The sequence below is a fragment of the Streptomyces sp. rh34 genome (assembly GCF_002551245.1).
GTDB lineage: Bacteria > Actinomycetota > Actinomycetes > Streptomycetales > Streptomycetaceae > Streptomyces.
Map to the genome: position 1 here is coordinate 1 of NZ_NTGZ01000242.1, position 11,157 is coordinate 11,157.

General features: G+C 71.8%; 9 protein-coding genes. 4 read left to right on the forward strand and 5 right to left on the reverse strand.

Annotation, left to right across the window (positions count from 1 at the left end; genetic code table 11):
• On the reverse strand, window positions 1-2,721 hold a 2,721-nt coding region (locus CR470_RS30355; RefSeq protein WP_097870692.1), incomplete at its 3' end, for a type I polyketide synthase.
• Window positions 2,666-4,090, reverse strand: coding sequence for an MFS transporter (locus tag CR470_RS30360; protein ID WP_097870699.1), 1,425 nt, complete (start codon window positions 4,088-4,090; stop codon window positions 2,666-2,668). The genes CR470_RS30355 and CR470_RS30360, both read right to left, overlap by 56 nt.
• Window positions 4,091-4,172: 82 nt before the next feature.
• On the opposite strand from CR470_RS30360, the gene CR470_RS30365 reads away from it, so the two are divergent.
• On the forward strand, window positions 4,173-5,174 hold the full coding sequence (locus CR470_RS30365; protein WP_097870693.1) for a LuxR C-terminal-related transcriptional regulator: 1,002 nt from the start codon (window positions 4,173-4,175) through the stop codon (window positions 5,172-5,174).
• Between the two features lie 59 nt (window positions 5,175-5,233).
• On the opposite strand, the gene CR470_RS30370 is transcribed toward CR470_RS30365, so the two are convergent.
• Window positions 5,234-6,904, reverse strand: coding sequence for a fumarate hydratase (locus tag CR470_RS30370; RefSeq protein ID WP_097870700.1), 1,671 nt, complete (start codon window positions 6,902-6,904; stop codon window positions 5,234-5,236).
• Between the two features lie 193 nt (window positions 6,905-7,097).
• On the opposite strand from CR470_RS30370, the gene CR470_RS30375 reads away from it, so the two are divergent.
• Together CR470_RS30375 and CR470_RS30380 are read left to right on the forward strand one after the other, a co-directional pair.
• Window positions 7,098-7,790: a DUF1707 SHOCT-like domain-containing protein gene (locus tag CR470_RS30375; RefSeq protein WP_097870694.1), complete on the forward strand. Its 693-nt coding sequence runs from the start codon at window positions 7,098-7,100 to the stop codon at window positions 7,788-7,790.
• A 165-nt stretch (window positions 7,791-7,955) separates the two neighbouring features.
• Window positions 7,956-8,327, forward strand: a complete 372-nt coding sequence (locus tag CR470_RS30380; RefSeq protein WP_097870695.1) for a WhiB family transcriptional regulator — start codon at window positions 7,956-7,958, stop codon at window positions 8,325-8,327.
• A 111-nt stretch (window positions 8,328-8,438) separates the two neighbouring features.
• Here the strand turns inward: CR470_RS30380 and glpX are convergent, their stop codons facing one another.
• Window positions 8,439-9,470 carry a class II fructose-bisphosphatase gene (glpX, locus tag CR470_RS30385; RefSeq protein ID WP_097870696.1) on the reverse strand — a complete coding sequence of 344 codons (1,032 nt, stop codon included), beginning with the start codon at window positions 9,468-9,470 and terminating at the stop codon, window positions 8,439-8,441.
• Between the two features lie 158 nt (window positions 9,471-9,628).
• Here glpX and CR470_RS30390 point away from each other — a divergent pair, with 158 nt between their 5' ends.
• Complete coding sequence (locus tag CR470_RS30390) at window positions 9,629-10,177, forward strand: DUF4245 domain-containing protein (RefSeq protein ID WP_097870697.1); 549 nt, start codon at window positions 9,629-9,631, stop codon at window positions 10,175-10,177.
• A gap of 133 nt (window positions 10,178-10,310) precedes the next feature.
• Here the strand turns inward: CR470_RS30390 and CR470_RS30395 are convergent, their stop codons facing one another.
• Window positions 10,311-10,901 carry a malonic semialdehyde reductase gene (locus CR470_RS30395; RefSeq protein WP_097870698.1) on the reverse strand — a complete coding sequence of 197 codons (591 nt, stop codon included), beginning with the start codon at window positions 10,899-10,901 and terminating at the stop codon, window positions 10,311-10,313.
• Window positions 10,902-11,157: the final 256 nt, after the last annotated feature.

Here is an 11,157-nt window from a genome sequence, read left to right on the forward strand (position 1 = left end):
CCTCCAGTGCGCGCGGCGCTGGAAGGGGTACGTGGGCAGCCGGACGCGCCGGCCACCACAGCGGTCGAGCAGCGCGGCCCAGTCCACCCCGGCCCCCGCACAGTGCAGCGCGGCCACCGCCCGCTCCCACCGCCGCGTCGGTACGCAGACCGCGTCCGGCAGCGACCGGCGGACCATCCCGGTCAGCACGGCGGACGGGCCCAGCTCCAGCAGCAGCGGGCGCCCGGCCTGCGGCGAACCATCCTCGGGCGCCCCGGCCAGCCGGTCCAGGACGGCGGCGAAGTCGGCCGTGCGGCGGGCCTGCGCGACCAGGTACGCGGCGTCCGGCCGCCACCCGGCGGGGCGGACCGTGCCGTCGATGCCGTCGACGAACTCCGTGTGCAAGGGCCGGAGTTCGGCCTTGTCGGCCAGCACCTGGAAGTCCTCCAGTGCCGGGTCGAGCAGCGCCGTGTGGAACGCCCGGTCCACCGCCAGCACCTCATACGCCTCACCTCGCGCCGCCAGCAGCGCCCGTGCCGCGTCCACCGCCTCCGGCGGGCCGCCCAGCACGTGGTGCGCGGTGCCGTTGACCACGGCGAGTTCCAGCCCGGCGACGGCGGCCAGCAGCTCCCGCACCCGGGCCCGGGGGACGAACGCGGAGACCATCGCGCCCGGGGCCGCCCGCTCCAGCATCAGCCGCCCGCGCCCGCACACCAGCCGCATCGCGTCCTCGGTCTCCAGGGCCCCGGCCACGCACAGCGCCGCGTACGCGCCGACGCTGTGCCCGGCGACCCGGGCCGGGGTGATCCCGAGCCGTTCCCACAGCCGGGCCTGGGCGATCTGGAGGGCGAACAGGGCGGGCTGCGCGAAGGCGGTGTCCCACCGCTCGGGACCCTGCCCGCCGACGATCCGGTCCAGGAAGTCGTCCCGCCCGGTCTCCTCCGCGTACACCCGGGCGCAGGCGTCGAGCACCTCGGCCACCACCGGGAAGCGCGCGGCGAGTTCCGCGCCCATGCCCGGGTGCCCGCCGCCCTGGCCGCTGAAGAGGAACACCGGCCGTCTCTCCCGTACGCCGTCGACGACGCCGGTCGTGTAGGCCTCACCCGCCGGGGCCCCGGACAGGAACGCGTCGAGACCGGCCACCGGGTCCGCGGCCGTGACGACCAGCCGGTGCGGCAGGAGCCGCCGCCCGAGCGCGGTGGTGGTCAGCAGATCGGCGGGGGAGGGGCCGGAGCCGGCCCCGCCCACCGGATGGTCCGGCCCCTGCGCCAGGTGGTCCCGCAGGGAGGCGGCGTACGCACGCAGTGCGTCCCCGTCCGCGGCCGAGAGCGGCAGCAGGGCGGGCACGGGGGCGCCGTCGTGCACCGACGCCGCGTGCGCGGCCTCCGGCGCCTGTTCCAGGATCACATGAGCGTTCGTACCGCCCATGCCGATGGAGTGCACACCGGCTCGCCGTACCCCCGCCAGCGGCCAGGCGCTTTCGCGTACCGGCAGCAGGAACGGGCTCTCGTCCACCGCCAGCGCCGGGTTGGGCCGGGAGAAGTTCACCAGCGGCGGGACCACCCCGTGCCGCAGCACCTCGACGGCCTTGATCAGCCCCGCGAGCCCCGAGGCGCTGTCCAGGTGGCCGATGGCCGGTTTCGTCGAGCCGAGCGCGCAGAAGCCGGTCCGGTCGGTATGCGCGCGGAACGCCTCGGTGAGGGCGGCGAACTCGATCGGGTCGCCCTTCAGCGTGCCCGTGCCGTGCGCCTCCACGTAGCCGATCGACGCCGCGTCCACGTCCGCCGCGCGCAGCGCCCCGAGCACCGCGTTCCGCTGACCGGCGACCCCGGGGGCGGCGAACCCGCCTCTGCCCGTGCCGTCGCCGGTCGCCTTGTCCGAGCCGTCGTTGGTGACCGCCGAGCCCAGGATCACCGCGTGCACGGTGTCGCCGTCGGCCAGCGCCCGTGCCAGCGGTTTGAGGAGGACGGCGGCGGCCCCGTTCCCCCCGACCGTGCCGTCCGCGTCCGCGTCGAAGGCCCGGACCGTGCCGGTGGGGGAGAGGGTGGAGCCCTTGACCGGGACCTGGCCGGTGACCCCTGGCAGATGCAGGGCGGCGGAGCTCACCAGCATCAGGTCCGCGTCCCCGGCGCGCAGCGCCTGGCAGGCCAGATGGACCGAGACGAGAGCGCTGGAACAGGCCGTCGACACGGTCAGCGCGGGCCCGGTCAGACCGAGCCGGAAGGCGGCCCGGGTCGCGGTGAAGTCGGGATAGTTGCCGACCTGGACCTGCTTGGCGGTCATCCAGTCGCCCGAGCCGGCCTCCGCCGCCAGGTTCTCCGCGAGATAGCTGTGCAGCGAGTACAGGCGGTAGCCGCAGCTGCCGTACACCCCGATCCGTACGGAGTCGCCGTCGCCGCCCGCGTAACGGTCCTCGCCGCCCGCGTAACCCCCGTCCTCCAGGGCGTGGAAGCAGCACTCCAGGAACAGCCGCTGCTGCGGATCGGTCAGCTCCGCCTCCCGCCCGCTCATCCCGAAGAACCCGGCGTCGAAGCCGTCCACGTCCGCCAGGAGCGCGCTCGCCCCGCCGAACCCCGGCCGCTCGTACTCCGCCGCGGGGACCCCCGCCGCGGCGAACTCGGCCCGGGTGAAGCGGCGTACGTGGCCGGCCCCCGCCCGGATGTCGCGCCAGTAGGCCGTGGGGGTGTCAGCCCCCGGAAACCTCAGCGCCGTTCCGATCACCGCGATCCGGTCGTCCCTCAACGGCTTCTTCCTTTCGCTGCCCCGTACGCGCCGTGCGCCCCGCCCGGCGCACTCCCGCCACCCTCAGCAGGAACACCACGGCGACGACGATGGCGGCGCCGTGGGACCAGCCCACCACGGCCAACGGGGAGAATTGGTCGAGAGCCGCCGCCACAAGGATCATGCCGACGCCGAAGCCGAGGTTCTCGAAAGTGGCCGAAAGACCGAAGGCATGGCCGCGCAAGGTGGCCGGAAGTGTCTGGAGGTGCGAGGTGTACGCGACCTCGGTGAGGCCGTCCGCGGCCCCCGCGATCAGCGCGATCACCGCCGTCACGGCCAGCGGGAACCCGGCGAACGCCGCGATGAACGCCGCCGACATCACCACCGTGCCATAGCCGAATCCGAGCGCCCCCACGGAGCGTCCGGTGCGCTGCGCGTACCGCTGGATCACCTGCTGGGCCCCGATGTTGCCGAGCGCCCACACGCACCAGAACGCGCTGACGAACACCGCGGGATTCGACGCGTCGAGCGAGGTGGAGTAGATCGGCAGCGCCGCGTTGTGGGACGAGGAACCGAACGCGTCGACCCCGCGCAGGGCCACCATCAGGCCCATCCCGGGGGCGGCGGCGAGCGCGAGGAAGGCCACGGGCCGCCAGCGCCTGCCGCCCTTCGCGGCCGAGGCGTCCTTCCCGGCCCCGGAGCCCGCGGAGCCCCCGGAGCCCTCGGGGGCCGAGCCGTCGGCTCCCTTGCCTCCCGCTCCCTTTCCTCCGGCGATCGGCAGCAGGGCCACCGTCACCGCGCAGGCCATGAACGTCGCCATGTCGACAAGGAAGGCCGCGGTGTACCCGACGAGGGACACGACCACGCCCGCCGAGGCGAACCCCGCCACCATGGCCAGCGAACGGCCGGTGATCGAGAGGGAGTTCGCCCAGGCCCTGCGGTCCTCCCCGACCATCTCCGGGATCGAACTGCGCAACGCCACCATGAACAGCGTCCCGCACGCCCCGATCACCACCGAGACGGCCATCAGCGCCCCGGTCAGCAGACCGTCCGGCGCCAGGACGAGCACCAGCATCACGGCGCCCTGCCCGACATTCGCCCACAGCATGATGCTCTTCGCGCTGAAACGGGCGAGCAGACCGCCCACGACGAGACCGGCGACGAATCCGGAGGCGAGCCGCACCGCCATGAACAGCCCCATGGCCAGCGCCCGTCCCGTCGTCTCGTAGACGAAGAGATTGAGCGCCACCATATTCAGGAATGTGCCGTAGGAAGACACCGCGTATCCGGCGACGAGGAATCGAAAACGGCGCTCGGAGACCGCGGTGTCCCGGGCCTTCCGGGCGTCGCCGTCCGCCTCGTCCGCCTTCGGCCCGTCCGCACTGTCGATTCCAGATGTCACCGGGACATACTCGTCGAGAGCGGGTGCCGCACGGGGGACTCCCGATTGCACAAAGGTAATCTGCATCCTTGTGAAGGACGATCATTCCCCCTCACCGGTATGTGATTGCCGTGAATCACCCTCGGACCGGTCGATACCGGAACAACCCTGCGAGGCGGCGCTCGCGGCCTATCGCCGTGCGCTGACGGAGGGCGGCCTCCCGGCCGGTGCCGCGCCCTCCTGCCTGCTGTCCCTGCATTTGATGGTGGCCGACCACGATGCACCCGGCTACCTCATCCCCGTACCGCCGGAGACCGCCTCGTTCGCCGCCCTCGCCCCGATCGAGGAGGCGATCGTCGAGCAGCGCCGCACCCTGCGTTCCGCCCGCGCCACCCTCGCCGCCTTCGAGGGCCTCTACGCCGAGATGCACCGGCAGGAACGCCCCGTCCTCACCCGGCTCTCCGGCACGGCCGTCATCGGCAAGGCCCTGGACGCCGGGGTCAGCGGCTGCCGCGCCGAGGTCCGCACCGCCCACCCCGGCGGCGGGCGCCCCGCCCACGTCCTGGAGCAGTCGCTCCCGCGCGACCTGGGCAACCTGCGCCGCGGCATCCGGCAGCGCACCCTCTACCAGCACACCGTCCGCTCGGACCGCACCACGCTCGCCTACATCGAGCAGGTGACCGCCGAGGGCGCCGAGATCAGGACCCTGGCCGAGGTCGCGGACCGGTTCATCGTCTTCGACCGGGACCTCGCCCTCATCCCGTTCTCCGACGAGCCGCACACCGCCCTGCGCGTCCAGCACCCGTCGCTGGTCCGCTTCCTGGTCCGCCACTTCGACGAGGCGTGGTCCCGCGCGGTCCCGGTCCGCCCCGAACGGGCGCCGCTGCGCACGCCCGTCGTCACCTCCGACCTCCAGCGCACCATCCTCCAGGCCGTCGTCAACGGCGAGACGGACGCCGCCATCGCCCGTCGGATCGGCATGAGCCGCCGCAGCGTCGCCGAGCACATGCGCAAGGTCTCCGAGCAGCTGGGCAGCAACAGCCGGGCGCAGCTGGGGTATCTGGTCGCGACATCGGGTCTGCTGGACGGCTGAGAACGCAGGGGAGGGCCCGTCCGCGCGGACGGGCCCTCCCCCGCACCTGCCGGGCGGGGTCAGCCGAGACCCGGCCCCCGCACCGGAATGCTGGTGAACGTCGGAGCCGGGGCGGGCTCGGTGAAGAAGTCGTTGCCCTTGTCGTCGACCACGACGAACGCGGGGAAGTCCTCGACCTCGATGCGCCAGACCGCCTCCATGCCGAGCTCCTCGTACTCGACGACCTCGACCTTCTTGATGCAGTCCTGGGCGAGGCGGGCCGCGGGGCCGCCGATCGAGCCGAGGTAGAAGCCGCCGTGCGCGTCGCAGGCGTCGGTGACCTGCTTGCTGCGGTTGCCCTTGGCGAGCATCACCTTGGAGCCGCCCGCCGCCTGGAACTGCTCCACGTAACTGTCCATCCGGCCGGCCGTCGTCGGGCCGAAGGAGCCGGAGGCGTACCCCTCGGGCGTCTTCGCCGGGCCCGCGTAGTACACCGGGTGGTCCTTCAGGTACTGCGGCATCTCCTCGCCCGCGTCCAGCCGCTCCTTGATCTTGGCGTGCGCGATGTCGCGGGCCACGACCAGCGGGCCGGTCAGCGAGAGCCGGGTCTTGACCGGGTACTTGGTCAGCTCGGCCAGCACCTCGTCCATCGGCCGGTTGAGGTCGATCTCCACGACGTCCCCGCCGGCCCCGTCGAGGTGCTCGTCGGTGGTGTCGGGGAGGAAGCGCGCCGGGTCCTTCTCCAGCTGCTCCAGGAAGACGCCCTCGGCGGTGATCTTCGCGGTGGCCTGGCGGTCCGCGGAGCAGGACACGGCGATGGCGACGGGCAGCGAGGCCCCGTGCCGGGGCAGGCGCACCACCCGCACGTCGTGGCAGAAGTACTTGCCGCCGAACTGGGCGCCGATCCCGATCTTCTGCGTCAGCTCGAAGACTTTCTCCTCCAGCTCCTTGTCCCGGAAGCCGTGGCCGGTGGGGGAGCCCTCGGCGGGCAGCTCGTCCAAGTAGTGCGCGGAGGCGTACTTGGCGGTCTTCAGCGCGAACTCCGCCGACGTACCGCCGACCACGATCGCGAGGTGGTACGGCGGGCAGGCCGCGGTCCCCAGCGAACGGATCTTCTCCTCCAGGAACGTCATCATGGAGGCCTCGTTCAGGACGGCCTTCGTCTCCTGGTAGAGGAACGACTTGTTGGCCGAGCCGCCGCCCTTCGCCATGAAGAGGAACTTGTACGCGCCGCCGTCGGTGGCGTACAGCTCGATCTGGGCCGGGAGGTTGGAGCCGGTGTTCTTCTCGTCCCACATGGTCAGCGGGGCCATCTGCGAGTAGCGCAGGTTGAGCTTGGTGTACGCGTCGTAGATCCCGTGCGACAGGGCCTCCTCGTCACCGCCCTCGGTCAGCACGTTCTGCCCGCGCTTGCCCATGACGATCGCCGTACCGGTGTCCTGGCACATCGGCAGCACGCCCGCCGCGGCGATGTTCGCGTTCTTCAGGAGGTCCAGCGCCACGAACTTGTCGTTGGAGGACGCCTCCGGGTCGTCGACGATCCGCCGCAGCTGCGCCAGGTGGGCCGGGCGCAGGTAGTGCGAGATGTCGTGCATCGCCTCGGCGGCCAGGGTGCGCAGTGCCTCCGGGGCGACCTTGAGGAACGTACGGCCGTCGGCCTCGAAGGTGGAGACACCCTCGGCGGTCACCAGACGGTACGGCGTGGTGTCCTCCCCCAGGGGGAGCAGATCGGAGTACGCAAACTCTGCCATGACGGCCATTCCTCACTCGGCGACAGCGGCTGACCTCCCTCGGGCAGCGCATCCACCAGGGTAGAGCGCCGCCTCCGCGAGGATCCTGTGAGGTAAGGCTCACCTGGACGCCGCCCCGGAGCGCGGGTCCGGGGCCGGGCGCGCCGGGTTGGAGGGGTAGTCGCGATCTATCGCGTTTGGGTACGCTGGGCCGGTGGACCTAGAGAAGCAGCCTCAGCAGCCCCTCGCGCCGGCCGCCCCGCCGCCCGCCGAAGTCCTGGACGGCGATGGCATCCGCGCCTCCGACGCCGATCGCGACCGGATCGCGGACATCCTGCGGGAGGCGATGGCCGAGGGCCGTCTGACGGCGGACGAGCACGGGGAGCGGATCGACCTGGTCTACCGGGCCAAGACCGTCGGTGAACTCCAGCCGCTGATCCGGGACCTGCCCGCCTCCTCCGGCCCCACGGCCCGCCCGGACTCCGAGCCGTACTCCTACGGGCCCGGGGGCGCCGACGGCCCCGCGGACAATCTCGTCGCGGTCTTCAGCAGCGCCACCCGCAAGGGCCGTTGGCGGGTCGGCGGCCGGACGAACGCCTTCGCGCTCTTCGGCAGCGTGGAGATCGATCTGACCGAGGCGCTTTTCGGCCAACGCTTCACCGTCGTCAACGCGACGTCCATCTTCGGCAGCGTCGACATCCGGGTGCCGGAGAACGTTTCCCTGCGCGGCAACGGCACGGGTGTCTTCGGCACCTTCGAAGTGCGAACGCTCGAATCTGCGGACCCGGAAGCGCCGGTGGTCGTGGTCAACGGCTATTCCGTGTTCGGGACTGTGGAAGCGAGGCCGAAGCGGGGGAAGTTCGTCGCGGACCTCCAGCGGCGGCTGCGCAAACATCTCGGCCACTGAATACGGCACGGCGGACGACCTCCGGTAATCGGCCAGAAAGCCGCGGGGGCGCATTGCGGTGCGTCGCGCGTCGGTGCCACTCAGTGCATAGGCGTACGCACAGCGGGTAGGGAGTGCTGCATCGACTCTCGCTCGCGAAGCCGTAGCCGTCGTCAGGAGTAGACCGTGCTGCAACCGCCGCATCAGCCTCTGCAGGTCGCCGCCGTTCCGGCCCAGCGGACCCCCGCCCGGGAGGACGATGCGGGCCCCTGGCATTCCGAGGCGGCCTGCCGCCGCGACGAGGCGGGCCTGTTCTTCGCCCCGTCGAAGGAGCCGACCGCTGCCCGGCTGGCCCGCGAGGAGGCGGCCAAGCGGGTCTGCGCCCGGTGTCCGGTCATGGTGCAGTGCCGGGAGCACGCGCTGATGCAGCCCGAGCCGTACGGGGTGTGGGGCGGGCTCACCGCCGCGGAGCGCCGGGTGGCGCTGGCCCGGCGACGACGGCGGGACATCGAGCTCACGGCCGCGACGACGGCCGAGCACATAGCCGCGGCGGGCTGAAAGCACCCCGCGCATACGGAAAAGGGGGGTGCGGGGAGCGATGACCCGCTCCCCGCACCCCCTCTACGTCCCCGGTTTCCGACTGCTCGGCGCTACTTCACACCGCTTGCGCTACTTCGCGCGGTCGAAGTCGATGGCGCTGTAGGCGCGCAGCTTCGACAGCCGGTGGGTCGAGGAGATCGTCCGGATCGTGCCGGACTTGGAGCGCATCACGATCGACTCGGTGGTCGCCTCCTCCGCGCGGTACCGCACACCGCGCATCAGCTCACCGTCGGTGATCCCCGTCGCCACGAAGAACACGTTGTCGCCGCTGACCAGGTCGTCGGTCGACAGCACCCGGTCCAGATCGTGGCCCGCGTCCAGCGCCCGCTGCCGTTCCGCCTCGTCCTTGGGCCAGAGCTTGCCCTGGATGACGCCGCCGAGGCACTTTATGGCGCAGGCCGAGATGATGCCCTCGGGGGTGCCGCCGATGCCCATCAGCAGGTCGACGCCGGTGCCCTCGCGGGCCGCCATGATCGAGCCCGCGACGTCGCCGTCGGAGATGAACTTGATCCGCGCGCCCGTCTCCCGGATCTCCTTGACGATGCCCTCGTGCCGGGGCCGGTCGAGGATGACGACGGTGACGTCCTCGGGCATGGAGTTCTTCGCCCGCGCCACGCGCCGGATGTTGACCGACACGGGAGCGTTGATGTCGACGAAGTCCGCCGCCTCGGGCCCCGTCACCAGCTTGTCCATGTAGAAGACCGCGGACGGGTCGAACATCGCGCCGCGGTCGGCCGCCGCCAGCACGGCGATGGCGTTCGGCATGCCCTTGGCGTTGAGCGTGGTGCCGTCGATCGGGTCGACTGCGATGTCGACCTCGGCGCCGGTGCCGTCGCCGACCCGTTCGCCGTTGAACAGCATGGGCGCTTCGTCCTTCTCGCCCTCGCCGATGACGACGACGCCGTTCATCGAGACGGTCGAGACGAGGGTCCGCATGGCCTTCACGGCGGCGCCGTCGGCGCCGATCTTGTCGCCGCGGCCCACCCAGCGCCCGGCAGCCATGGCGGCGGCCTCGGTGACCCGGACCAACTCCAGGGCCAGGTTGCGGTCGGGGGCCTCCGGGGAGACCTCCAATTGGGACGGCAGATGATGCTCGGACATCGGAGCGCACCTTTCTGTACGGCGACGACCGGATATGAGGGTGCTGCGACTCTATCGGTAGGTCGATAAAATGAGCAGGCCGGGTCACGCATGAGCACCCCCGGAGGGGCGGCCGTGAGCGGCACCCTGCGGCCGGGCGTGTCAGGCCGCGTGCCACCATGGATCCCGTGGCAAGCAAGCGAGGCAAGCAGACAGTCCGGGACATGCTCCTGTCGACCTTGGTGATCGCCGCCTGCGCGGGCGTCATCTACCTCTTCATCCCGAAGGACGAGCACGCCGATCCGATCAAGGCCGTCGACTTCACCGTCGAGCTGGCCACGGTGCGGACCGCCGCCTCCTACCCGGTGGCCGCGCCCGAGGGCCTGCCGAAGGAGTGGAAGGCGACCTCCGTCAGGTACGACGACGTCGCGGGCGACGCCTGGCACCTGGGATTCCTCGACGCGGACCGCAGGTACGTCGCGGTCGAGCAGTCCACCGCCGCCGCGCGGACGTACGTCCCGGAGGTCAGCCAGAAGGCCAAGGACACCGGGCGCACCGAGACGGTGGCCGGCCGGGAGTGGCAGGTCTGGGAGGGCCCGAAGTACAACGCCCTCGTCCTGCCCGGGAAGGGCCACACCACGGTGGTGACCGGCTCGGCGCCGAAGGAGAGCCTGGTCGAGATGGCCGCCGCGCTGAAGACGGCGCCGCCCGCCGCGCCGGCTTCCTGACGCGCGGCCGCTCCACAGCCCGTACGCCCGTATGCCCGTATGCGAGGGGGCCCCGGAACACCAGGTGTTCCGGGGCCCCCTCGCATACGGGCTGCCGGGCTCGGCCGTCAAGGACTCGCGCGGTGCCGAGGACTCAGACGGTCGTGACGACCTCGTCGAAGGAGAGGCGCGGGCTGCGCGGGAACCAGGCGTCCTCGCCCGGCTTGCCGATGTTGACGACCATCAGCGGCGCGTGGTCGTCGTCCAGGAACTCCTTCTGGATCCCCGCGGCGTCGTAGCCGGTCATCGGGCCCGCGGCCAGGCCGGCGGCGCGGACGCCGATGATGAAGTAGGCGGCCTGCAGCGCGGCGTTGAGGCCGGCGGCCGACTCGCGGGCCGGGCGCTCCGAGAAGAACATGTCCTTGGCCTGCGGGAAGTGCGGGAGCAGCGCCGGGAGCTCCTCGTGGAACTCGTTGTCGGCGGCCAGGATCGCGACCAGCGGGGCCGTGGAGGTCTTCGGACGGTTGCCCTCGGCCATGTGCGGCACCAGGCGCTCGCGACCCTCGGCGGAGCGGACCAGGACGACGCGCAGCGGCGACTGGTTGAAGGCGGTCGGCCCGAACTTGACCAGGTCGTAGATCGCCTGGACCTGCTCGTCGGTCACCGGCTCGTCGGTGAAGGTGTTGGCGGTACGGGCCTCACGGAAGAGGAGGTCCTGGGCGGCGGGATCGAGAACGAGGGACATCTGGGGCAAACCTTCCGAACGTACGCGGTGGGGAGAAGTCCCGAACGTATGACAGAGATAGGTTAACTTTCAACTAAAACGGGTCGGGAGTGACCCATCGCACAGCGCATCGGTCCTGCGCGATCACCCTCGCCCCGACGCCGCAGCCGCCCCCGAGCCGCCCTCGCGCCGCCGCCCACCCCGTGTCGCCCGAGCGTGCGCGCCGCCGGACGCTGCCGGGCCTGTCTCTTATACACATCTCTGAGCGGGCTGGCAA